Origin of the sequence: Chitinophaga sp., assembly GCF_039596135.1 — a bacterium.
Classification (GTDB): domain Bacteria; phylum Bacteroidota; class Bacteroidia; order Chitinophagales; family Chitinophagaceae; genus Chitinophaga.
This window is the reverse complement of record NZ_JBCNKH010000001.1, coordinates 317495-341892: the sequence shown is the minus strand read 5'-3', so window position 1 is coordinate 341892 and position 24398 is coordinate 317495. Positions and strand designations below refer to the sequence as shown.

Annotated in this window: 23 protein-coding genes; 12 read left to right on the top strand and 11 right to left on the bottom strand. The window is 45.5% G+C overall.

Annotated features, from left to right (window positions below; genetic code table 11):
- Window positions 1-131 precede the first annotated feature (131 nt).
- Window positions 132-902, bottom strand: a complete 771-nt coding sequence (locus ABDW16_RS01470; protein ID WP_083721900.1) for a DeoR/GlpR family DNA-binding transcription regulator — start codon at window positions 900-902, stop codon at window positions 132-134.
- 266 nt (window positions 903-1168) lie between these two features.
- On the opposite strand from ABDW16_RS01470, the gene ABDW16_RS01465 reads away from it, so the two are divergent.
- Together ABDW16_RS01465 and pafA are read left to right on the top strand one after the other, a co-directional pair.
- Window positions 1169-2056, top strand: a complete 888-nt coding sequence (locus ABDW16_RS01465; protein ID WP_343667334.1) for a glycerophosphodiester phosphodiesterase family protein — start codon at window positions 1169-1171, stop codon at window positions 2054-2056.
- A gap of 140 nt (window positions 2057-2196) precedes the next feature.
- The gene (pafA, locus tag ABDW16_RS01460) at window positions 2197-3840 is read left to right on the top strand and encodes an alkaline phosphatase PafA (RefSeq protein ID WP_343667333.1); all 1644 of its coding nucleotides are present in this window, start codon (window positions 2197-2199) and stop codon (window positions 3838-3840) included.
- A 72-nt stretch (window positions 3841-3912) separates the two neighbouring features.
- Here pafA and ABDW16_RS01455 read toward each other — a convergent pair whose 3' ends face one another.
- Both ABDW16_RS01455 and ABDW16_RS01450 read right to left on the bottom strand, forming a co-directional pair.
- Complete coding sequence (locus ABDW16_RS01455) at window positions 3913-5460, bottom strand: family 10 glycosylhydrolase (protein ID WP_343667332.1); 1548 nt, start codon at window positions 5458-5460, stop codon at window positions 3913-3915.
- A gap of 179 nt (window positions 5461-5639) precedes the next feature.
- Entirely contained in the window at window positions 5640-6092 is a 453-nt protein-coding gene (locus tag ABDW16_RS01450) for a methylglyoxal synthase (protein ID WP_343667331.1), read from the bottom strand.
- A gap of 258 nt (window positions 6093-6350) precedes the next feature.
- Between ABDW16_RS01450 and ABDW16_RS01445 the strand changes: the two genes are divergently transcribed.
- The 4 genes from ABDW16_RS01445 (at window position 6351) to ABDW16_RS01430 (ending at window position 10102) form a co-directional block, all read left to right on the top strand.
- Window positions 6351-6944 (top strand): NifU family protein, encoded by a 594-nt coding sequence (locus ABDW16_RS01445; protein WP_343667330.1) that lies wholly within the window; start codon window positions 6351-6353, stop codon window positions 6942-6944.
- 115 nt (window positions 6945-7059) lie between these two features.
- A complete protein-coding gene (locus ABDW16_RS01440) occupies window positions 7060-8721 on the top strand; it encodes a PNGase F N-terminal domain-containing protein (RefSeq protein WP_343667329.1) in 1662 nt (553 codons plus the stop codon).
- A 242-nt stretch (window positions 8722-8963) separates the two neighbouring features.
- Window positions 8964-9584, top strand: coding sequence for a nicotinamide riboside transporter PnuC (gene pnuC, locus ABDW16_RS01435; RefSeq protein WP_343667328.1), 621 nt, complete (start codon window positions 8964-8966; stop codon window positions 9582-9584).
- Window positions 9563-10102 (top strand): ATP-binding protein, encoded by a 540-nt coding sequence (locus ABDW16_RS01430; protein WP_343667327.1) that lies wholly within the window; start codon window positions 9563-9565, stop codon window positions 10100-10102. The genes pnuC and ABDW16_RS01430 overlap by 22 nt, the downstream gene beginning before the upstream one ends.
- On the opposite strand, the gene mtgA is transcribed toward ABDW16_RS01430, so the two are convergent.
- Complete coding sequence (gene mtgA, locus ABDW16_RS01425; RefSeq protein WP_343667326.1) at window positions 10079-10792, bottom strand: monofunctional biosynthetic peptidoglycan transglycosylase; 714 nt, start codon at window positions 10790-10792, stop codon at window positions 10079-10081. The genes ABDW16_RS01430 and mtgA overlap by 24 nt on opposite strands.
- Before the next feature lie 157 nt (window positions 10793-10949).
- Between mtgA and ABDW16_RS01420 the strand changes: the two genes are divergently transcribed.
- Together ABDW16_RS01420 and ABDW16_RS01415 are read left to right on the top strand one after the other, a co-directional pair.
- A complete protein-coding gene (locus ABDW16_RS01420) occupies window positions 10950-11567 on the top strand; it encodes an L-threonylcarbamoyladenylate synthase (RefSeq protein WP_343667325.1) in 618 nt (205 codons plus the stop codon).
- 11 nt (window positions 11568-11578) lie between these two features.
- Entirely contained in the window at window positions 11579-11887 is a 309-nt protein-coding gene (locus ABDW16_RS01415) for a hypothetical protein (protein ID WP_343667324.1), read from the top strand.
- A 175-nt stretch (window positions 11888-12062) separates the two neighbouring features.
- Here the strand turns inward: ABDW16_RS01415 and ABDW16_RS01410 are convergent, their stop codons facing one another.
- From ABDW16_RS01410 to polA, 3 genes are all read right to left on the bottom strand, one after another.
- Window positions 12063-13211 (bottom strand): C1 family peptidase, encoded by a 1149-nt coding sequence (locus ABDW16_RS01410; RefSeq protein WP_343667323.1) that lies wholly within the window; start codon window positions 13209-13211, stop codon window positions 12063-12065.
- An 87-nt stretch (window positions 13212-13298) separates the two neighbouring features.
- Window positions 13299-13820 carry a GNAT family N-acetyltransferase gene (locus ABDW16_RS01405; RefSeq protein ID WP_343667322.1) on the bottom strand — a complete coding sequence of 174 codons (522 nt, stop codon included), beginning with the start codon at window positions 13818-13820 and terminating at the stop codon, window positions 13299-13301.
- Between the two features lie 162 nt (window positions 13821-13982).
- The gene (gene polA, locus ABDW16_RS01400) at window positions 13983-16799 is read right to left on the bottom strand and encodes a DNA polymerase I (RefSeq protein ID WP_343667321.1); all 2817 of its coding nucleotides are present in this window, start codon (window positions 16797-16799) and stop codon (window positions 13983-13985) included.
- Between the two features lie 71 nt (window positions 16800-16870).
- Here polA and ABDW16_RS01395 point away from each other — a divergent pair, with 71 nt between their 5' ends.
- Window positions 16871-17227 (top strand): ArsC/Spx/MgsR family protein, encoded by a 357-nt coding sequence (locus ABDW16_RS01395; protein WP_343667320.1) that lies wholly within the window; start codon window positions 16871-16873, stop codon window positions 17225-17227.
- 91 nt (window positions 17228-17318) lie between these two features.
- On the opposite strand, the gene ABDW16_RS01390 is transcribed toward ABDW16_RS01395, so the two are convergent.
- Window positions 17319-18413, bottom strand: coding sequence for a glycosyltransferase (locus ABDW16_RS01390; RefSeq protein WP_343667319.1), 1095 nt, complete (start codon window positions 18411-18413; stop codon window positions 17319-17321).
- Window positions 18414-18791: 378 nt separating this feature from the next.
- On the opposite strand from ABDW16_RS01390, the gene ABDW16_RS01385 reads away from it, so the two are divergent.
- The 3 genes from ABDW16_RS01385 to ABDW16_RS01375 all read left to right on the top strand — a co-directional run bounded on the left by ABDW16_RS01385 (window position 18792) and on the right by ABDW16_RS01375 (window position 21274).
- Window positions 18792-19040 carry a hypothetical protein gene (locus ABDW16_RS01385; protein WP_343667318.1) on the top strand — a complete coding sequence of 83 codons (249 nt, stop codon included), beginning with the start codon at window positions 18792-18794 and terminating at the stop codon, window positions 19038-19040.
- A gap of 156 nt (window positions 19041-19196) precedes the next feature.
- Window positions 19197-20336: a formimidoylglutamase gene (locus ABDW16_RS01380; protein ID WP_343667317.1), complete on the top strand. Its 1140-nt coding sequence runs from the start codon at window positions 19197-19199 to the stop codon at window positions 20334-20336.
- A 47-nt stretch (window positions 20337-20383) separates the two neighbouring features.
- On the top strand, window positions 20384-21274 hold the full coding sequence (locus ABDW16_RS01375; protein ID WP_343667316.1) for a YitT family protein: 891 nt from the start codon (window positions 20384-20386) through the stop codon (window positions 21272-21274).
- Here ABDW16_RS01375 and ABDW16_RS01370 read toward each other — a convergent pair whose 3' ends face one another.
- The 3 genes from ABDW16_RS01370 to ABDW16_RS01360 all read right to left on the bottom strand — a co-directional run bounded on the left by ABDW16_RS01370 (window position 21275) and on the right by ABDW16_RS01360 (window position 24348).
- A complete protein-coding gene (locus ABDW16_RS01370) occupies window positions 21275-21685 on the bottom strand; it encodes a lysozyme inhibitor LprI family protein (RefSeq protein WP_343667315.1) in 411 nt (136 codons plus the stop codon). It abuts the gene before it with no gap.
- Window positions 21686-21813: 128 nt separating this feature from the next.
- Window positions 21814-23097, bottom strand: coding sequence for a pitrilysin family protein (locus tag ABDW16_RS01365; RefSeq protein ID WP_343667314.1), 1284 nt, complete (start codon window positions 23095-23097; stop codon window positions 21814-21816).
- A gap of 15 nt (window positions 23098-23112) precedes the next feature.
- A complete protein-coding gene (locus ABDW16_RS01360; protein WP_343667313.1) occupies window positions 23113-24348 on the bottom strand; it encodes a pitrilysin family protein in 1236 nt (411 codons plus the stop codon).
- Window positions 24349-24398: the final 50 nt, after the last annotated feature.

The window sequence follows — 24398 nt, the reverse complement described above, 5'->3', positions numbered from 1 at the left end:
TGTACGTATTTTACCCTCAGTGAAGTAGATCGTGTTGAGAATTAGTTTAATATATGCATAGAAAATCCGCACTGGTTGCTATAGCAACCAATAGAATGGGGTTATATAATATATTAAGTGGGTGACCAGGACTATACGATAGTCACATTGATCCCCATTTCTTCTACGGCTTTTACAATATGGGCTGAGATACCGCTATCGGTGATAATTTCATCGATATCTTCCAGGCCACATATCTTACCAAACCCCCTCCTACCGAATTTAGACGAGTCGGCAATGACGATTGTTTTTTGTGCAGCAGCCACCATACGTTGATTTAGCTGCGCTTCCATTAGATTTGTGGTTGTGAGTCCGAATTCAATGTCTATGCCTTCGAGGCCGAGGAACAGTTTACTGCAGGAGAAATCGGCGAGGATGCGTTCGGCATAGTTACCGGTCACGGAAGAAGAACTGTTGCGGACAATGCCTCCCAGTTGTAATACTTCTATTTCCGGATAGCGTAGCAGTTCCTGTGCTACGTTGAGTGCGGGGGTGATGACAGTGAGATGGCCTTTGGGGTGAATATTCCTGGCAAGGGCCAGGGCAGTTGTGCCAGAGGAAATAATTATAGCGTCATTATGTGCGATGAGGGTTGCCGCAGCTGCACCGATGAGATTCTTCTCATCCCGGCGCAGTTTTTCTTTTTCATTTACAGGTTTGTCGTTGATATAAGGATTATTAACTGTAGCGCCGCCATGCGAACGGAACAGTAAGGCCTTGTCTTCCAGTAACTTGAGGTCTTTCCGGATGGTTACTCCAGATACATCAAGCTCTTTGCACAGGTCTATTACATTTACATACCCTTTTTCCGCTAACCGGTCTAATATATATTTATGTCGCTCAGCGATATTTATCATTGACATACGCGCAAAAGATTTTGTTGCTTCAATTGGTTACAAAATTACTTTCATGTTGTTGAATTTTACACATGTTAACAGAAAAAAATATTAGGAAAAAGTGCGCTTTTTGATGTATAAAAGCGTTTTTGAGGCATAGTGTGTTGAAAACTAGTTAACAAAATATTATTTTCAGCCACCGAATAGAAAGTCGAAACGAAAGTGGACCAGGAGAAAGGGCGAAATAAAAAGAAAGATTTGAAAAGAGAATGTTATTAAATCAAATGAATAAGATGAGATCTTTACAGACATTGTTGATGGCAGCAGCCGTGATGCCCGCGGTGATGGCTGCTTCGCCCCTGCCAACGTTTTTTAAGGTAGGACATAGAGGTACAAGGGGAATGATGCCGGAAAATACGATTCCCGCCATGTATAGAGCTATTGAAGATAAAGCCAATACCTTAGAGTTCGATGTACACATTACAAAAGACGGAAAAGTAGTGGTGTACCACGATGCTTCATTTGACCCGGCGTATACAACTAAACCCGATGGCAGCGAAATTCAGCCCTCCGAAAGAGGGAACTATATTTTCTACCAGATGAATTATAGTGATATCAGACCTTTCAGAATAGGAGAAAAGGCATATCCAAAATTTCCACAGCAACAACGACTGCGGACTTATGCCCCATTACTGTCTGAAATGATTGATTCTGTAGAAGCATATAATAAGAAAAACCATAAGGAACCAGTATATTATTTACTTGAAATCAAGTCTTCTGAAAAGACAGATGGCAAGGAACAACCTGCACCGGAAGAATATGTGCAGAAACTGATGGAAGTGAAACAACTGAAAAAACTGGGGCACAGGTTACTGATTCAGTCTTTTGACATGCGGCCATTGCAGGTGCTGCACAAAAAATATCCAAAGGTGGCCCTGGGATTCCTGACAGGCGATAAGAATGTAACATTTACACAGCAGCTGGATGGCCTGGGATTTTTGCCCACGTTCTACAACCCGCATTATTCTTTGGTGACGAAAGATTTGCTGGATTATTGTCATAATAAAGGAATGAAAGTTGTGCCGTGGACCGTGGTAGATGTAGAGGATATGAAAAGGTTGAAGGCGATGGGAGTAGATGGGATCATAACGGATTATCCGGATAGGATCAATAAGATATAAATAAATCATTATTGTGAAATTCAAATGAACGAGGCGATCCACAGGATCGCCTCGTTCATTTGATGAATGGATGTCGTTTATCCTAATTAATACACATCTTTGCGGATGACAATCAGGAAATTATCAATATTATGAGCAATATGAACAAAACATTATCCGCCCTGGCGGTGGTACTCACCTGTACCTTCGGCCAGAAAGATACTGTAATGGCACAGACACAACCAGCAGTCGCCCGCCCTAAGTTGGTAGTTGGTATCGTCGTAGACCAGATGCGCTGGGACTACCTATACCGTTACGCTGACCGCTACGGAACCGGTGGTTTTAAAAGACTGTTGGGTGAAGGCTTCACCTGTGAAAACGCATTCATTACCCACCTTCCCTCTTACACTGCCGTAGGTCATAGCACTATTTTCACCGGATCGGTGCCTGCTATCCATGGCATCACCGGCAATGGCTGGACAGACCAGGCCACCGGCCGAGAATTCTATTGCACAGAAGATTCTACCGTGACCCCTGTAGGTACTACCACCGACGCAGGAAAAATGTCTCCACGCAGTCTGCTTGCATCTACGATCACAGACGAACTGCGACTGGCAACTAACTTCCGCTCTAAAGTAGTGGGCGTATCCCTGAAAGACCGCGCTTCCATCTTGCCTGCAGGCCATATTGCAAACGGTGCTTTCTGGCTGGACGACAGCAATGCTTCTTTCGTGACCAGCAGTTACTATATGAAAGAACTCCCTGAGTGGGTAAAACAGTTCAATGCTAAAAACGAACCGGCAGCACTGATGTCCAAACCCTGGGAAACCCTCTACCCTATCAATACATACGTACAGAGCTCTGAAGACGACGTAACCTGGGAGAATACTTACAAAGGCGAAACCAGCCCTAAGTTTCCCCACGATTTGCCTGCTATCTATAAAGTAAGCAAGGGTAGCCTGCGTTCTACGCCAGGTGGCAATACCCTCACACTGGATTTTGCAAAAGCCGCTGTGAACGGGTATAACATGGGTAGTGGTCCGGTAACCGACTTCCTCACTATCAACTGTGCTTCTACCGATTATGTAGGCCACCAGTTTGGGCCTAATTCTATTGAGGTAGAAGATACTTACCTGCGCCTGGACAAGGATCTGGCCGCATTCTTTACCTTCCTCGATCAGAAAGTAGGCAAGGGAAATTACCTGGTATTCCTGACAGCAGATCATGGTGCTTCTCATTCTGTAGGTTTCCTGAAAGAGTATGATATTCCATCAGGACTGGTGAATGACAAGGCGATAGTATCCGGCCTGACTGCAGATCTGAAAAATGTATTCGGTGCAGATAGCCTGGTAAAAGGTACTAACAACTATCATGTTGACTTCGATGTTCAGAAGATCAAAGCTGCGAAGCTGGATTATGATGCAGTGAAAAAAGAAGCGGTATACTACCTGCAAACAGTACCGGGTATTCAATTTGCCGCAGACCTGGACAATATTGGAAACAGTGCATTGCCTGAGCCAATTAAGCAAATGGCGATCAATGGATATTATCCTAAGCGCGATGGTGCGGTGATTATGATTCCCGATCCGGGATGGTATGAAGGTAACCTGAAAGGAACCACGCATGGTACATGGGCGCCTTATGATACACATATTCCAATGGTGTTCATGGGCTGGCATGTGAAGCATGGGTATACTAATGAGAAGACGAGTATGACGGATATAGCGGCTACAGTGGCGGCAATGTTGAAGATACAGATGCCGAGTGGTTGTGTGGGAAGAGCGGTGATGGAGGTCTATAAATAATTGCAAAGAACATCCCCGGGGATGTTCTTTGCAAAGCTAACAGGGGGTGCCAACGGCGCCCCCTGTTAGCTTTTATGGTTCAGGGTCAAAATAAAATTTCGTCTTCCCCTTTACTATTCTAATATACATCGGATCGCTCGCCAGGCTCTCATTCTGCAATCTATTCAGGGAGGTCAGAACATAGGTATACTCCTTCCCTTTCTGATAAGTACTATCCACATACTGCGGATCCGGACTCTGTGGCAGAATAGTCAGGATCTTCTCCGGGTTATTCAGGTTGATCACCTCCCGCCCTTCAAAACGATACAACACATACTGATTGGTACGACTGGTAGTATCTCCGTCTACCCAATGCAGATGTAATCCATTGGCCCTTTCAAAAGCATCCGCAAAGTACGGCGACTCCGGCGCGCTGAAATTCAGCCATGACATCACAGGTCGTAAAGCCGGATAATGATAGAAGTGATTCCGCAAACTATCTTCGATCCCTCTTGGATTACCATTGAAGGACTTAGCACTGTAGAAGATGCTGCCCTGCACCGTATTGAGGGTCCGTGTTTCCGTAATCTGCACAGGTAGTTCATTCGGATTATTCCATGCCGCGTTACTATTAATCCGGTACGCCCCGTGCCCGATGTATAAATTACGTCCGTAGGAATGCTGTGCCCACCAGTTTAGCAACAGTTCATAGTCTGCAACCCGGTGACCTCTTTCCCAATACAGCTGCGGCGCCACATAATCAATCCAGCCATTCTTTAACCATTTCAGCACATCAGCATACAGGTCATCGTAATTGGTGGTACCGCCATTGGTATAAGACCCCTCCGGATCCTTATTCTTGTTTCTCCAGATGCCGAACGGACTAATTCCAAACTTCACCCATGCTTTCTCCTGCTTGATAGCAATGCTCACCATATGGATGATGGTATCTACATTATACCTGCGCCAATCGTCTTTTTCCATTCCCTGCCCATACTGACGGTAAGAGGCATAGTCAGGAAACTCCTTGCCCGGTACCCGGTATGGATAAAAGTAGTCGTCAAAATGAACAGCATCTATATCATAACGACGTACTACGTCGCGAACGATCTGGGTGACATACTCACGCACCTCGGGTACCCCGGGGTCAAAGTACTTCTTGTTATCATAAGTGAGGAACCACTGTGGGCGCATCCTGGAAATATGGTTTGGCGTCACATTGTTGCGGCTGGCATTGAATACTGCGCGGTAAGGATTTAACCAGGCATGAAATTCCATCCCTCTTTTATGCGTCTCTTCAATCATAAACTGAAGTGGGTCATAATAAGGATTTGGGGCCTGTCCCTGTGTGCCAGTCAGGTATTCGGACCAGGGTTCAAAGGGCGATGCATAAAAAGCGTCTGCAACCGGGCGGATTTGTACCACCACGGCATTCATGCCATTGCGCTGCTGTGTATTGAGAAGGTTGATAAATTCCTGTTTCTGTTGTTCAACAGGTAACCCTCTGCGGGAAGGCCAATCGATGTTCTCTACTGTTGCTATCCATACCGCTCTCAATTCCCGTTTGGGTGGCAGCTGTGCCTGAACCGGTTTGAAAAAGCCTGCCAGGAGGAAAGCGGCCACTAATAAGTGTTTCACCATTCTACAATACGTTAAGACCTGAAAAGTTACGAAAATAAGGAAACCCGATTACTCTCCAACGAGGTGTGTGAAAACACCTAACTGGTTAGTAAGGAGTACTTTGCAGCACAAACGGTGCCGATCTTTCTAAGAAAGACAGATTATTGAAAAGATAAGGTCAGATGAGGACGAAATGATTACTATACTTTTCTACCGAGATATTGTGAATAGTCAGGTAAGCGTACTTCGTATTCCTGGTGCATGAGCGGAGATGTAAGTAGGAAGTCTGCAGAGGTCCGGTTGCTGGCCATAGGGATATTCCATACCACACCGAGGCGGAGCAGGGCTTTGATATCCGGGTCATGCGGGAGCGCTTCCATTGGATCCCAAAAGAAGATCACGACATCGATTTTGCCTTCGGCGATCAAAGAGCCTATTTGCTGGTCGCCACCAAGCGGTCCGGATAATAATTTTCTAACAGGTACGTCGAGGTTTTCTTCAATGAGCTTGCCTGTGGTACCGGTAGCGTATAGTTCATGACGGCAGAGTACGGCTTTGTTGTAGAGCGCCCATTCTATGAGCTCTGCTTTCTTGTGATCGTGTGCGATCAGTGCTATTCTTTTGCGTGCATGCAATGTTTTGATAGTGGGCATACTCAGTGATGGCGTTATTTTCCATAAAGTTAATATATAGAATAATGTGCCATGTAATATTTTTTTACACAATAAAGAGAATCTCTCATGGCCTGATTACCGGCCGGGACCGGTATCTTTTTGGCATTGATAATTCGACTTTTATCAATACGATTTTGTCTATATCCCTATTGAAAATAGTAATAGTTAAAAGGGCTGAATTCCCTCAGATTCTAGTTGAAAGTAGTTACCTTTGTTCCATCAAAAGTTTAGAATACCATGATTAAAACAGGAAATCCCATTATCAGCATATATACGGAAATGACGCCGAATCCGGAAACCATGAAGTTTGTTGCTAACAAGCTCCTGTACCCAGGTAAGCATATCGATTTCCCGGATGAAGCAAGTGCAAAACCGTCTCCGCTGGCAGCTGAACTGTTCAGCTTCCCGTTCATCAGGGGGGTGTTTATTATGGCGAACTTTATCACGCTGACAAAGACTCCTGAAACTGATTGGAATGATATTATCCCTACTATAAAAGCTTTTCTGAAAGAGTACCTGGAAGATAACCGCCCGGTAGTTAACGAAGACGAAATCGTTGACAAACCAGTAGCCGGAAATGAAGTAAGTGCAGATGATACTGATGTGGTAAAGCGTATTAAAGAATTGCTTGAAAACTACGTGAAGCCAGCAGTTGAAATGGATGGCGGTGCCATTCAGTTCAAAGACTACGAAGACGGAACTGTGAAACTGATGCTGCAAGGCTCATGTTCAGGTTGCCCTTCTTCCATGATCACACTGAAAGCCGGTATCGAAGGCATGATGAAGCGCATGATCCCGGAAGTGAAGGAAGTGGTAGCTGAAGCGGAATAAGCCATAGTTGAGAGAATGATAGTGTTAAAAATGAGCACAGTCTTTTTGACTGTGCTTTTTTATTTATTCTATTTGCGACTATATTGCAAACGTTACAAAATCAGGCCTCCTACTTATGAAATATCTTATTATAGCAGCCAGCTTGCTGTTTACAACGGAAATTCATGCACAAAATGCCCTGACGGTTCACTACAAAGTGCGCTATCATGGCGAAGAACTAAAAAAGAATGCATCGACATTGTTCATTGATGGCAATAAAGTTCACATCACCAACGATGAGGACCGGAATGCCAGAGAACAGCAATACATCGACTACTCAGAGAATGTTACCATGCAGGTGCTACGCCTGGATGGCAGCGCTGTGACCTTCAAAAAGAAAATCGAAGATTATGAAAAGCCTGAACTATTGCCCGATACAGCGACTATCGCAGGCTATCTCTGCAAAAAAGCCAAAGTAATCATCCGCTCCAATACCGTGGAAGTATGGTATACCAATGCCCTGAATGTAAAGGGCACACCGGGTTTGGGTACGGCTCCCGGACTGGGACTTGTGCTGAAGACGGTGAGAAACGGAGAAATGGAGGTAGTGGCTACCGAGGTAAAAAAGGGCAAAATCAATCCAAAAGACCTGAACTGGCCCGACGCCGGCACCATGGGTAAATTAGTAGATCAGGCTAATTATACCCGCGAGGTAATAGACAGCCGGTATACCACCATCCCGGTATTCAGTAAAGAACAGGTATCCTTTGGATATGATAAACCTAATCCAGCTGCGAATCAGGGTGATGTGACCTATCACTATGCCGGAGGTACCGTAATTCTGAAAAAAGTAAAACTGCCTAAATACGAACCAGGTCGCCAGCTGTTTGTAGAACTGGCCCAGTATTCAAACGGGGATGCTTATGACCGCACCGGCTCTGTATTTATGATTCCTATGAATAAACAGCGTTCTTTCCTGAATGGCCTGCAAAATGGAGTGAAGGATCTACCTGTTTATAAGGAGAAATACCAGGGCGTAGTCGCTACTGACGATTACCTGCCTACCATGGAGCTGCTCCGTTTCTTTACGCCTTTTGGCATTCATCACTATAATGAAAGAAGCCAGATCGCCGGTTATAACTGGGCTGATTCTGCGGTGTTCCGCCAGGAGATTACAGAGCTACAGCCAGGAATGGAAGGTGATGTATGGTTAGGGGTCTTCATCGGTAACTATGATAAAGGGGGCCATATTGTAAGTCTGCGCCTGAAGTACTTTAAAGGTAATGAGGACGAAGGATTACATGCGCCAGCCTATTTACAGCCGATCTTCAATACTACTAACGTGATGGAGATGGCAGGGCAGGAATATGGTACTATGTTCGACCATGATTCCCTGACGGTGAAAGTAAATATTCCGGAAGGGGTTACGAACTTACAGCTCCGCTATATCACTACTGGCCATGGTGGCTGGGGCAATGGCGATGAATTTGTGCCTAAGCTGAATGAAATATTCGTAGATGGCAAGCGTGTATATCACTTTGTGCCATGGAGAACGGATTGTGGTACTTACCGCCTGCTGAATCCATCTTCCGGCAATTTCTCAAACGGGTTATCATCTTCTGATCTTAGCAGGTCCAACTGGTGCCCGGGTAGTCTGACGCCGGCTGTGTATATCCCATTACCAGATCTGGCACCGGGTGTACATGAATTTAAAGTAGCGATCCCATTAGGAAAGAGAGAGGGAACCGCGTTCAGTGCGTGGAATGTGTCGGGGGTATTAATGGGAGAGAAAAAATAACGTATTGAAAAACGCTTATGCCTCTTGCATAGGCGTTTTTTTATTTAAACTACACTTATTGATTGGTTGTCATTATGTTGCATCACCATTCTATAAGCTTTCTTCGACTGTTCTTCGACTGCTCTTCGATCGTTGTTCGACGCTTCTTCGATGCTTCTTCGACGCTTCTATAATCGAAAAACTGATTTTCAAACAGCTACCCCCCGATTTTTTTAGGGGATTGGTACACTTATCTTTGCGGCATGAATGTGGATGTATTTTACCAGGCGCTGATAGAAGGAGTAAAAGCCATGAGCTGGCTGGAAATCCTGGCAGCGATATTTGGGGCCATCAGCGTGGTATGTAGTAAACAGAACAGCATCTGGTTGTATCCTACAGGTCTGATCAGCACCGGCATTTATGTATACCTGTTATCCCGGGAGCAGTTTAAGCTCTATGCGGAAGCGACATTGAATGCTTATTATTTTATAATGAGTGTTTACGGTTGGTATCACTGGGCCAGGAAGAAACCTGCTGAACCCGAAGTACCGATTGCCTGGGCATCCAGGATGGAATGGGTTATAACAGTGGCAATTGCATTGATTGGGTGGGCAGTGTTTTATTACCTGCTGAGTCATTTCTCCAATTCAGACGTACCGGTGATAGATGCCTTTGTATCCGCCACAGCGTGCGCAGGTATGTGGTTGCTGGCCAAACGGAAAATTGAAAACTGGATCTTACTGAATATATCCAACCTGGTAGCGGTCCCATTATTATTTCATAAAAAACTAGTCGCGACAGCGGTACTGACCATCTTCCTGTTTATTGTAGCAGTGATGGGTTATTTCACCTGGAAGAAGATATGGAAGAGCTATACAAAGTAGTGGTTATTGGTCCGGAGAGCACGGGCAAAAGTACGCTCAGTGAGTTCCTGGCGTCGCATTATGAAACGATGTGGGTGCCTGAGTTTGCCCGTCAGTATATAGAAGAATTGCCGCGTTCATATGAGCAATCCGACCTGCTGGCTATTGCAAAGGGGCAGCTGGAACTTGAAGCAGAAAGAGCTAAGCTGGCAAATCGCCTGCTGGTTTGCGATACCGATTTGCATGTGATCAAAGTATGGAGCGAACATAAGTATGGAGAATGTGATCCCTGGATTTTGGCTGCTATTGCAGAGAGAAGATACGACCTTTACCTGCTCACCTATATTGATATTCCATGGGAAGATGACCCACAAAGGGAACACCCTGACCCGGTTATGCGTGAATACTTTTATAATGTCTATAAAGAGATTGTACAATCTTCAGGTGTGCCCTGGGCAGAAATCCGTGGTACATTTGAGGAAAGGCAGGAAACAGCTGTAAAGGTAGTAGACCAGTTACTTGGCGCTAATCAGCTCTGATATATCCGGATCGCCGGCCAGTAAGCGCATTTGCACCAATATTTTCTTTTGCCTGTACAGGGTAGGCCTTGCCGGTGGAACCACCGTATATTTAACAGGGTTAGGCAGGCAGGCGGCAATCATGGCAGACTGCTCCCTATTGAGGCTCGCAGCTGTTTTATGATAATACTGCTGGGCAGCGGCTTCTACGCCAAATACGGCATCGCCTGTCTGGGCTACATTGAGGTAGACTTCCAGGATGCGCTCTTTGCCCCACAGCTTCTCAATCATGAAGGTGAAATAGACTTCTAATCCTTTTCTGAACCAGCTTCTCCCCTGCCACAGGAATACGTTTTTCGCTACCTGCTGGCTGATGGTGCTGGCCCCACGGATCTTCTTACTCTTCTGGTTATGCTTCATGGCTTTTTCGATTGACTTAAAGTCAAAGCCATTATGATCAGGAAATAACTGGTCCTCACTGGCCAGCACGGCCAGCTTGGTGAATTCAGAGATCTCTGAATAGTTTACCCATGTTTTGTGAAACTTTGTATCACTACCCCATGTGCCAATCCAGCTTGAAATCATCGTGACTGTAATAGGGGGATTGACCCATCTCAGTGCGATGAGGTAAACCAGATGCGCGATAAACAAAATCAGGAAAATTCTCTTCAGGCGCCGCCATACTCTCGGAACGATTCCTTTCAACTTCATCCAGAAAATGGTTTTTGGAAATTGGGCGGAAAGATAGTAAGATTATTTAATGTCCGCCTTGCTGTGTATAATAAAATAACACAAATATTGTGCATTAGCTGTAAGGAAATAAGAAGGGCTGGTCTGGTAATTGGTGGTATAATCGTAAATTTACAGTATGCTTTTAACTTTACACCCGGACAACCCGAATCCCCGTCATTTAAAGACGATCGTGGAATGTCTGAAAGATGGAGGCGTGATTATCTATCCGACCGATACCGTTTACGGCATGGGCTGTGACATCTCCCAGCACAAAGCTGTAGAACGCATTTGCCGCATCAAGCATATTAATCCTGCCAAGGCCCAGTTTTCGTTTATATGTTACGATCTCAGTCATTTGTCTGACTACGCACGAAGTGTAGATACACCTACCTTTCGGATGCTGAAGAAGGCATTGCCGGGACCCTATACGTTTATTCTGCCCGCCAGCAGACAGGTACCCAGAATGCTGAAGCAAAAGAAGGATACGGTCGGTATACGCGTGCCCGATAATAATATCAGCAGAGCCATCGTAAAGGAATTAGGTAATCCTATCCTGAGTACGTCGCTGCCGATTGAAACTTACGTGGAAGAATATACCGATCCGGAGATCATTCATGAGAAGTTTGAAAACATTGTGGATATCGTTGTCGATGGTGGTCCTGGTGGTATGCAGTTTTCTACGGTGATTGATTGCACTGGCGCTGAACCCGAACTGATCAGAGAAGGCATTGGCAGCTTTGAAGAGATCATCTAAACATTCTGAGTATGAAAATAAGTAGCTTTTTCCTGCTATTGTTTTTAGGGTTTAATGTTGCGAAAGGGCAAAATAAGCTCTCTGTAGCGCCGTTATATCCGCTTCAAAAAAAGATGACGCCGTCAATTACTTTTACTAAACCCGCTACTGTTGTAGCTTTCACTCCAAAAGCAACTCCTCCCCTAACTCCTCATGACTATTATGATCAGTGCTTCGGTTATTTCTGCAAAAAGGAATGGCAATTTGAGCAGCGAACAAAATTGCCTTTGAAGTTCCGGTTAGGGACCTACCAGGAGGCACAACGTATTGAAGGTAAATAACAAGTGTACTTTCTCTGTGGCTGAAAAGCCTTTTTCATAGCGAAACAAGCTAATTTTAATTGACAAAAGCAATTAAATTGTTTGCTTTTGTCAATTAATTTTAATGAGAAATCATTCCATAAAAAAACCTCTTTTCCCGAAGGGAAAAGAGGTTTTTTTATGGTGATATATAAGACTATTGTTTGATACCCAGTTTCTTAGCAACATCGGCAGGCAGTGCTTTTTTGTTCAGCATGATGCAGGTTGTCTTATAAGCGAAGAAATTTTCAGACGCATAGAAGTAACCACTACCCGGATTGGTAGTACCCCATGAATTTTTCACACGGAAATATACTTTACCATTCTGGTCTTTGGCCATACCTACGATATGCATACCATGATCATCCTGTGTTTCGAAATTATCAAAGGCTTTCTGGCGCAGTTCAGGAGTGATGGTTTTCTCTTTTACTGGTTCTTCGAATACTTTCTTTTTCTCGTCAGCGGTCATATCGCTCCAGTCAGTTTCCGGAACTACAGCCAGTCCTTCACCGAAGTTGAAACCTTTTTCAGATACGTCAGATGCCCATGCGATGGTATAACCAGTCTGGATCGCATTTTCTGCGATAGCAGTAAATTCATTCAGCGGTACATTGTATACTCTTTCCCAGTTCCAGTTGTCCGGTACTTCCAGTACAAACTGCTGGTAGTAGGGATGGTGAGTGAAAGAAGAAACCAGTACATAATCATCAGCATTCAGACCCAGTTCTTTTGCAAAGGATTGGGGAGTGTAGGATTTGCCCTGGTAATCGAATTTTTCAGGAGCATCGCCCATGTAGCCATTCAGCACGCCATCAACGGCTTTCTTCCAGTTAGGATTGATGGTACCTTCAGCAGCGCCAATGGTTTTGGTCAGACCTTCCAGTACAGACACCATTTCGGCGTGGTTATATACTTTATCGCGGTTGCCGTCGTATACTGACTGGGGGACCAGGCCGTATTCACGCAGGCAGAGCAGATCGTCAGGAAATCCTCCACCCTCACCAAAGTTGGCTTTACCATGCATGCGCACGTAGTTCGCCGCCTTGAGAGGATACATTCTCCTTACCACAAACATTTCGCTCAGGTTTACGCCCTTGCCCTTGTTATTGCGCAGAGCTTCGGCCTGAAAGAAGGACAGACCAGAGAAGGACCAGCAGGTACCAGTACGACCCTGGTTCTCTACATCACCTGCATCTAAGTTCCTGATTACGGTAAATTGGTATTTGCTGCCTTCTTTGTTAGTGGTTTGCGCCATGGCAGTCGTGGTGGAATAGCACACGGCCAGGCATAAGATCCATTTCTTCATTTTGGTTTGGTGTTTTGATTTGGAAACGAGGTTTCAAATGTAAGCCAAACCAATTATACTCAGAAAGAAAGTTGAGGTAAACGGTTGTTAGTCCTGGGGGAGTTCATATTGTGCACGGGATATTTCCCAGCGCCATAATTGCGTGTCGGGGTTTTCGCCGGCAAAAGACATTCCTGATTTTTGCAGCACTTTTACAGAAGCGGTATATTCCTCTTCTGTATGGGCAACCACCCGGGTCACGTAGGAGTGGCCAAAGGCGAAACGGATCAGGGCCTGGGTCAGCTCTGTGCCAAACCCCTGTTCGCGGTAGGCAGTTGTGATTTCATAGCCAATTTCCACCACGCCATCAGCGTCCGGGCGGCCTTTGAAGCCACCGGTACCTATTAGCCGCTTATCTTCCCGGTGAATCACCAGGTACAAAAACCAGCCGAGCATTGAGGGGTCGTTGCGCAATTTGTCGTACGATACCAGTACAATTTCAGGAAACTCTGTCCAGAATAGAGGTATATCAATATCCAACAAATGGCCCAATGTTTCTTTTCCTTGTAATAGCGCTTCGAAGTACTGCAGGGTACAAGGCAATATTTGCAACCTTGAGGTCAGGATCATGGCCGAAAGCTAGTAAACGAATTTGGAAAACACAAGAGGGGTGTAAGTACCCAGTGCGGCAGCAATGCAGTGTCTTTTCTTATAATCTCCATGATGAACAAAGGCCGGACAATGGTCAATTGCCCGGCCCTGCTGTGTATATTTTTAACACTTTGTTAGTAATTAGTGGGCTTCCAGCCAGTTGCTACCAACGCCTATTTCAGCTTCTACCGGAACCGCCAGCGGCAGCGCGTTGCGCATACCTTCCAGGATGATGGGCTTGATAATTTCAATTTCATCCTTATACACATCAAACACCAATTCATCATGTACCTGCAGGATCATTTTTGAACGCAGGTTTTGTTCCTTCAGTGTTTTGTGAATAGAGATCATGGCCAGCTTGATCATGTCGGCAGCAGTACCCTGTATAGGCATGTTGATAGCATTTCGCTCGGCATAGCCTCTTACCACTGCGTTGGAGCTGTTGATATCTTTTAGCCAGCGCTTACGCCCCAGCAGGGTTTCTACATAGCCATTCTGCTGTGCAAACTGAATCTGTTTATCCATGTAATTCTTGATAGCCTGGTACTGCGCAAAGTAGTTGTCGATCAGCGTTTTGGCTTCACTACGCGCAATGCCCAGGTTTTCGGAGAGGCCGAATGCACTCACCCCATAGATGATACCGAAGTTTACGCTCTTGGCATTGCGACGCATATCGGAGGTCACCTCTTCCAGCGGAATGCCGTATACCTTGGCGGCAGTAGCAGCATGGATATCTATGCCCTGGCGGAAAGCGTCTATCATGGCCTGATCTTCGCTGATGGCGGCAATGATGCGCAGTTCTATCTGTGAGTAATCTGCAGAGAGCAGGGTATACTCTTCACTGCGGGGTACGAATGCCTTGCGGATTTCCCGGCCCCTGTCAGTTCTGATTGGAATATTCTGCAGGTTCGGGTTAGTGCTGCTCAAACGACCGGTTACCGCTACCGCCTGGTTGTAGGAAGTATGTACCCTGTTTGTACGCTTATTGAGCATGGTTGGCAGCGCGTCTACGTAAGTAGATTTCAGCTTGCTCAGTTCCCTGAATACGAGAATATCGTCTACGATCTGGTGCTTGCTGGCCAGCTTTGCCAGTACATCTTCTCCTGTGGCGTATTGACCGGTACGGGTCTTTTTTGCCTTAGGATCGAGTGCCAGTTTTTCGAAGAGCACTTCACCCAGTTGTTTGGGAGAAGCGAGGTTAAAACGCACACCAGCCTGGGTGTATACGCTTTCTTCCGCCCTTCTGATTTCGACATCCAGTTCGCGGGAGTAGTCTGCCAGGGCCTGGGTATCGATGGCCACCCCTTCGAACTCCATATCTGTGAGGACTTTCACAAGTGGGTTTTCCACTTCGTAAAATACCTTTTCTACATTCTTAGCTGGCAGCAACGGGGCGAACTTTTCTTTCAGCTGCAGGGTGATGTCGGCATCTTCTGCTGCATAATCCTTGATCTTTTCGATCTCCACATCGCGCATGTTGCCCTGGCCCTTGCCTTTTTTGCCAATAAGGGTTTCGATGGAAACCGGCTCATATTGCAGGTATTGGGCGCTGAGCAGGTCCATGCTGCGACGGCCTTCCGGTTCTATGAGGTAGTGTGCCAGCATGGTATCAAAAACAGGTGCTTTGATCTCTACGCCATACCACTTGAGCACCAGCATATCGTATTTCAGGTTCTGACCGATGAATACGATGTGAGTGGTTTCGAAGAGGGGACGGAATTCATCTACAATGGCCTGTGCACCGGCTTTGTCAGCAGGTACGGGTACATACCAGGCCTCACCGGCAGCAAATGCAAAGCTCATACCTACCAGGTCTACGGCATTTGCGTCCGTACCGGTTGTTTCGGTATCAAAGCAGATTTCCTGTTTGGAGAGCAGGGTGGCCAGCAGCTCTGCTCTTTTTTCAGCCGTGTCAGCCAGATGGTAGGTATGTGGTGTATTGTTGATATTTTTTTCAGCTACGAGGATGCTTACCACCTGCTCCGGGTTATCTTCAGGCGTAACAACTACGGTAGCACTGGTAGCGTTGCCAAAGAGGTCCAGTTGTACCTTGCCGGTAGCAACGGTTTCACTGCCGCCGCCGAAGGAATCGCCGAGGATACGTTTGCCCAGGGTTTTGAATTCCAGTTCGATGAATACCTCTGTAAGTGCCTCCTTGTTATGGTCTTTCAGGCAAAAGTCTTCTTCGTGGAAAGTCACGGGAACATCGGTAATGATGGTAGCGAGTTGTTTGGAGAGGATGGCGCTATCTGCACCGGCTTTGATCTTCTCTCCCATTTTACCGCCAATTTTATCAGCATTGGCCAGTACATTTTCTATAGTATCGTACTCAGCTAACAGTTTCATAGCGGTCTTCTCACCTACCCCGGGTATACCAGGAATGTTGTCGACAGCGTCTCCCATAAGACCCAGGATGTCAATCACCTGGTGTACATCTTTGATCTGCCATTTTTCACACACTTCTTTAGGGCCGAGAATTTCTTCTTTGCTGCCCATGTAAGGTGGCTTATAGATGAATACATTTTCTTTTACGAGCTGTCCGTAGTCCTTATCGGGGGTTACCATGTATACAGTATAACCAGCATCTGCGGCTTGCCAGGCAAGGGTACCAATCACGTCATCAGCTTCGTAACCGTCCAATTCCACACAGGGAATATTGAGAGCGGTGATGATGCGTTTGATATCAGGAATAGCATCGAGCAGATCTTCAGGAGCGTCTTCACGGTTCGCTTTATAATCGACAAAGGTGGTATGTCTTTCGGTAGGGGCATGTGTATCGAATGCCACCGCCATATGTGTGGGGTTTTCTTTTTTGATCAGATCGATCAGCGTGTTGGTAAAACCAAACTGGGCATTGGTGTTACGCCCGGTGCTGGTGAGGCGAGGGTTCCGGATCAGGCCATAGTAAGCGCGATATATGAGAGCCATGGCATCCAGTAAAAAAAGTTTCTTTTGCATCTGCCAAAAATAACTATGAATTGTGAAATTTATCGCCTGAGTTAGGATCTTTGCGATCAAAGAAAATGCACATGAAAAAAATATATCATCTGTCGACCTGTAATACCTGCAAAAAGATTATTGACGGGGTAAAGGCAAAAGAGAATGGATTTGAGTTGCAGGATATAAAGACGGAGAAGATAACACCAGCGCAGCTGGAAGAGATGCATAAACTGGCGGGAAGTTATGAGGCATTGTTTAGCCGTAGATCACAGAAGTATCGTCCTATGGGGTTGCATGAAAAGGAGCTGACAGAGAAAGATTATCGTGATCTGATTCTGCAGGAGTACTCTTTTTTGAAGAGACCGGTGGCTATAGTAGGGAAAGAGATTTTTATCGGCAGTGACAAGAAGAATGTAGAGGGGTTGGAAGCGGCTGCAAAAAAATAACCCGATAATTATTGCGACCAGCGGTCGCAATAATTATCGGATCCTCAGGATTTGAGACGTTTGCCGAAGGCAAACGTCTCAAATCCTGATTTTATAAAGAGGCAGCAAAATCTCTTACTACCTGTTTGTATTGCTCCATATCTTCCTCATGTTCAAAAGATTTGAACGGGAATGTTTTGATATCCTCCAACGCCTGCTTCAGCCGGAATTCAGACTGATTCACATTATAGAAGACCCCTTTTTTCATCAGGAACTTACCCAGGTATTCCTGTTCAGACTGACCTGGGGTAGGAATTAATATCGCTTTCTTATTCAGCTTTACAAGGTCCATCAGGGTGGTATAACCAGAACGGCTTAACACCATATCAGTACCGAGCATGGCCTCATTCAATTCTTTTGCATTCAGGTGGTTTACCTGTTGGATACGTGCAGTGACCTGTTTGGTTTCAGGCGTACCGGGTTTACCACTTACAATCAGCGCGCTGATTGGCAACTCCGCAACCTGTTCCAGCACCATTTTTTCCAGGTTGGAACGCTGTGGTTCCGGGCCTGAAATCAGGACCAGCAGGTCGTATTTTTTAGGTACATCTGGCCTGTTCTCAAAACGACTGAGGCAACCTAAATATGTGGTATTGGGAGGCAATTTTTTGGGATGACCCAATACGCCGGAAAGGTTGTTGGAACCAGCATAGTCCGGTATCCAGCAGGCGCCATACTTGCGGATGTAGCTGTAATTGATCTTTTGCAGAATTGTTTCAATGATCCCGCCAAACGGGGTCTTGATCAATAACTGGTGAGAGATAATAACAGTAGGGATGTCGCGGTGATAGAGGCCGAAGCGGTTGTCGGAAATGACAGCGTCGATGTTGTGTTCTTTCACTACCTGTTTCAGCCATCGTTGCTCATACCTGATAGACTTGATGATCTGAGGGATCTGCTGGATAATTTTAGGGCCAAAAAACCAGCCTTTTTGAGCATACTGGATGCGGTATCCGGGAAGGGGCAGGATGGTTAGCTGTGGGAACTCCTGGCCTAACAGCGCAGCATGTTTCCCTTCGGCTGCAATAACTACATTACAGCCTGCGTTTAATAATTCGTGAATGATAGGGATATCCCTGGTTGCATGACCTAACCCCCAGTCCAGAGGGACTACCAGAACTGTTTTACGCGCAGATTTTGTAGGCAAATATTTGAAATTTTTACGAAATTAGCTTAATTTAGAAATGCGCACTGTTAAGAAAAGGTAAACTCTCGTACAGACTGGCATCAATAACATCTTTGAGGAAACAACATAGAGTATGAAATCAAATAAATGGCTGACTATCTTTCTTCTTTGCGCCACAATTAGTATTATCGGACAGAGCTGTAAAGTTTTAAAGAAAAACGATTGCGGATGTCCTACTATGAATAAAAAACGCATGCACTGATCTTTATTGAAAAGTAGCCGGATTCGTTCCCGCGCAATTTAAAGACCTTGTACATCCAGTTGTTGAGCACACCAAATCACTTACGCCTATTGAAAACGCCTTTAAACAACATTTAGGGGAACAATCAATTTATTCTAATGAAACAGGTTGAAAGGGATTTATTGTTTGTACTGCATGAAGACAGGTACAGCGAAAAACAAATTCAAAATGCAGTAAAACAGATCAACGAAATGCTTTCCGTGGTGGAAAAAATGGACTATCTATGTAATGTAATGGAAGTGGCTGATTGTAACAGGAACAAAGTCAGCAGCAAACGTCCGGTACTGCAAAAAGCGTTGTCAAGAAAGGATGTCAAACCTTTTGAATTCATCATACATAAGAACTAGTTTATATGGTGGCTGACAGGTCATCACTACACTCCCTGATATTATCAGTCAGGCATCGCTACGCCTATCAGTAGCACACCCGACCACTATCTTTATTCACGTTTGTCGTTAATTCACAATTGATTCGTAGGTTTGCGAGCAAACAAATTACTATTGATGGCAGACTTCGCGCAACTTCACGATTACCTGATTCCCATCTCAAAAGCAGACCTGAATAATGAACAGGAATATGATGCATACCAGGTTGGTGCCTTATGTGATTGCTATGAAGAAGGAAACATTCCTGATCTGGACGCCGCTGACATCATATTATTAGGAGCTTCAGAAGAGCGCGGATATGGCCCGGGCAAAAAAGGCCCCGATGCTGCAGACGCCATCCGCCGCGAATTTTTTAACCTTTTCTATTGGCACAAAGAGGTAAAGATTGCCGATATCGGCAACCTTCGCCCTGGTATTACGCTTACTGATACCTATGCCGGCCTGAAAACAGTACTGGCCGAACTGGTAAATTCTCATAAAACGGTTATTATACTGGGAGGATCCCACGACCTGACCTATGCACAATACAAGGCCTACGCATCACAGAAATATGTGATTGAAGCCACCGTAGCAGATGCGTTGATAGACCTCAAAGAAGATTCAACGATCCCGGCAGACAGCTTCCTTATGGAAATGTTCACCGAACAACCCAACTATATCCGCCATTACAATCATCTTGGTTTCCAGAGTTTCTTTGTACATCCCCGTATGCTGGAAACATTAGATAAACTCCGGTTTGATTGCTACCGCCTGGGCAAGGTAAGAGAAAACATGGATGAGATGGAACCGGTATTGCGGAACACAGACATGCTGAGCCTGGACATCAATATTATTAAAAACTCAGATGCCCCTGCCAATACCCTCTCCCCTAACGGACTGGCTGGCGATGAAGCCTGTGTGCTCTCCCGCTATGCAGGCATGAGCGCGCGTCTGAGCTCCTTCGGTATTTATGGTTACCGGCCTGAAAGGGATCGAAACCAGCTGACAGCTAAACAGATCGCCCAGATGATGTGGTACTTTATGGATGGCGTGGCTATTCGGGAAAAGGAAGCCGTGTTACAGGATCGTGAAGCATTCTGGGAGTTTAATATTGTATGCGGGGACATTGAAACCGTATTCCTGAAAAGTAAAAAGACCGGGCGCTGGTGGATGCAGATGCCTGGGAAAGAATTCTTACCCTGTGCCTATAACGATTACCTGCTGGCGAGCAATAATGAGATCCCGGAGAGATGGTTACGCCACCAGGAGCGGATGTAAACACCACGAACGGCAAAGGATATAACAGTCATTAAATAGTATCTATCATGCCGAACAAAAAGGAGACCCGCGCCCGAATTAACCTGATCCAGAACCTGCAGGATATCGCCCTGATTACCATTGGGGTACTGCTGGCAGCCGTTGGACTAAAGGGATTCCTGCTGCCCAATGAATTTCTGGACGGAGGGGTGACAGGTATTTCCCTGCTTATCAACAGGTTGACCGGTTGGAATATCTCCTTACTCCTGGTCATCATAAACATCCCTTTTATATTACTTGCTTACAGGCAGCTGTCTGTTGAATTTACCATCAAGGCCATGTGTGCCATTGTGGGATTGGCCTGTGCGCTGGTTTTTATCAAAGTACCGACCATCACCAGCGACCGCCTGCTGATTGCTATTTTCGGCGGCTTTTTCCTGGGTGCCGGCATAGGCATGTCCGTAAGAGGTGGCGCCGTACTGGATGGTACGGAAGTACTGGCGCTTTACATCAACCGCAAGACAGTATTGTCCATGGGCGAAGTGATTATGTACTTCAACCTGGTTATCTTCAGTGTGGCGGCGATTCTCATTAATATTGAAACCGCCCTGTATGCGATACTGACTTACCTGGCAGCATCAAAGACGGTAGATTATGTGATCTCCGGTTTTGAAGAATATATCGCGCTCACGATAATCTCTAATGAAAGTGAACTGGTACGCAAAACGTTAACGCTATCCCTGAAGAAAGGAGTGACCGTATTCAAAGGGCAAAGCGGTTATGGCAAGCGGGGTGCCGTGGATAAGGATATTGACATTATCTACACCGTTGTCACCCGCCTGGAAGTGCACAAAATCATTGACGAAATAGAGAAAATAGATGAAAAAGCATTTATAGTGCAACACAATATCAATGATACAAAAGGAGGCATGATCAAGCGCCGTGCCACCCATCATTAATCAGGAGTGAATGCTTTTGAGCAACTCCATCACCCTGTGTTTCAGGTAGGCAGCTTTATTGTCTGTAAGGATCATATCGTCGTCCAGACCAGCAAGGGTCATAGGTCTTTTCTTTTCAGCGCGGACTTCGATGTCTTTGAAATAGGCTTCTTTCTTTTCAGTCCATTGAGCCTGAGCAAGTTCTAATGTTTCGCGGCGGGGATTGTCCAGGTTATTGTAGATCTGGTTGTAAACGGCGGCAAGGAGGCTGTCCATCTGCTGGTAGTAGGCCAGCGCGCAGTTGTAAGAGCTTCCGCCCTGACTCAGGCATTGCTGGTAGCGCATTTCAATAGAGTCTACAGCAGTTTTTGAAGTTTGTCCAAACACGGTCAGACTTATGCACAATGGCAGGCATAGTAAAAGTAATTTCATAGGATATGGATTAAAGTGCGCAAATATAGCAAAAAACAATAATAACTAAAATGTGAATAGGAGGCCATACCATCAGCATGATCTCCTATTCACCCACAAAAAAATGGCTGGTCCTTAGGACCAGCCATTTATATTACGACCAGTTCATACCAATCTTCCGGCGAGAAATACTGCTTGGCTAACACCTGCAGCTCCTCAGCAGAAATCGTCTTGATAGTCCTGATATTATTATAGAAGTAATTCTCATCCAGGTCATTGAGGATCAGGTTCTTCCAGCGCTGTATAATCTGGAAAGCCCCATCCAGGTCCCCCAAAATAGACCCGATCATGAAGTTCCGTACCAGTGCCATTTCCTCTTCATCCACTACTTCATTTTGCAGAATGCGCATCTCCTTATAGATCTCTTCAATTGTTGCCTCGCACACATCTCTGCCTGCTTCCGTATGAATATTGATAGCACTGGCCTGGCGGAAATTGTATACCTGTGAAGAAATACCATAGGTATATCCTTTCTCCTCACGGATATTACTCATCAGGCGGGAACCAAAGTAACCACCAAAGATGGTATTCAATACCATCATTTTCGGATAATCAGGATGGTAGCGATTAGGGAAATGACGCGCCACACGCACAGCACCCTGTACTCCATTCTCATCATTGAAGATGCGGAATTTCTTTTCCTCCGCCGGCATGATAGATATTTCCGGTTTGATGATTGTTGCTTCTCCATTCCATTTGGTGGTGCCAAAGTATTGGTTCAGCTGAGGAATCAATTGATCCGGCAGTTTACCTGCTACAAAAATGCGGCAGTTATTGTAAGTGTAGTGTTGCTGATAGAAAGCCTTCAGTGTCTCTGTCTGCAGCGCATCGTATGCCTCCATGCTGCTCACGCGGCCATAAGGATGGAATTCTCCAAACAGGTACTTGTCAATATGCCTGTTAGCTACGAAATCACATTTTTGCAGATTCACCGCCAGTCTTTGCTTCATGTTCTGCTGGAAGATGGCCAATTCTTCTTCAGAAAAGGCAGGATCCAGGATCACCTCCTGCAGTGTAGGTAGCAGGGCGCTAAAGCTCTTGGTCAGACAGTGGAGGGTGTAAGTACCAAATTCATGGTGGCAGCTCCTGTTCAGGTAAGCCCCATAATAATCGATACTTTCATTTATTTCCAATGCAGAATGCTTACCGGTTCCGTTTTTCATCAGGAAGTTGGAAGCAGATGCAATGAGGTTTTCTGATTCGTACCAGCTACCTGCAGGAAATACCATTTCCAGCTGCAAGGTTTCCTGTTCGTCCGATTCAATAACGTAGACAGGGATGCCATTATCCAGTGTGAATTTCTCATACGGCTTCAGTGTGACTTCAAAATCAACGGCATCTTTTATCTCAGGGGCGAGTTTACGATTTATCATTAATCTTAGTGAATATTAGCCTGCGTAATAGTAAATAGTATTTGAGTTCTTCTCGTCAAAGAGTATTGCAGCCTGCTTGTGCATTTGCTCAGCAGTTACAGCTTCGTAGTTGCTGAATTCCGCATTCATGAGAGAGGCATCGCCCATCAGCTCATAAAAAGCAAGGTTGTTCGCCCTGTTCAACAGTCCCATGTCTTCAAAAGCGAGCATGCTTTCCACGCGGTTTTTCACTTTTTGCAGCTCTCTTTCAGGGATGATTTCCTGCTGTACTTTATCCAGCTCTTCCTGTACTGCTTTTTCGGCATCCTTCATTTTGACGCCTTTTACCAGCTTGCCTTCGATAGTGAACAAGCCCGCATCGAGTGTGCCGAAATGATAACAATCTATATTGCTGAAGAGTTTTTTCTCTTTTACCAGCACCTGGTGCAGGCGGGAAGATGCGCCACCACCCAGGATATCAGAGATCAGATCGATTGCGTAGTAGTCTTTGTCCACACGGCCTGGCATATGGTAGCATTTGTACAGGGCATCCAGCGGTACATTAGCTTTTACCTCCAGTTTGTGTGCCACCTGTTGTGCAGGTTCCTGCGGAATATTGCGTTGAATAGGTTCTCCTGCCGGTATATCGCCGAACCATTTTTCTGCCAGGGCTTTTACCTGGGAGGTGGTCACTTTGCCGGCTACTACCAGGATGGCATTTACCGGGCGGTAATATTTAAAGAAGAAGTTTTTTACATCTTCCAGCTTCGCCTCTTCAATATGCGCCAGTTCCTTACCAATAGTCATCCATTTATAGGGATGCACGGAGTAAGCCAGGTCACGCATCTTGTGCCAGATATCGCCGTAAGGTTTGTTGATGTAATGTTCCTTGAACTCTTCACATACAACCTTGCGCTGTACATCCAGGCTTTTTTCGCTGAACGCCAGGGAGAGCATACGGTCGCTTTCCAGCCAGAAGGCGGTTTCTATATTTTCTGCGGGAAGTTGAATATAGTAGTTGGTCAGGTCACTGGTTGTGTAGGCATTGTTCTCGCCGCCGGCCATCTGAAGGGGTTCATCATAGTCCGGAATATTGACAGAGCCGCCAAACATCAGGTGTTCGAATAAGTGCGCAAATCCTGTCTTGTCTGCATCTTCATCCCGGGAGCCCACATCGTACATAACATTTAACACTGCCATCGGCGTGGTATGGTCTTCATGCACAATTACACGCAGGCCATTGGCTAAAGTGAATTTATTATAATGGATCATAATTCCTATTTATGAGAACTGCAAGTTAAGGTATTAAAAATAAAGAGGAA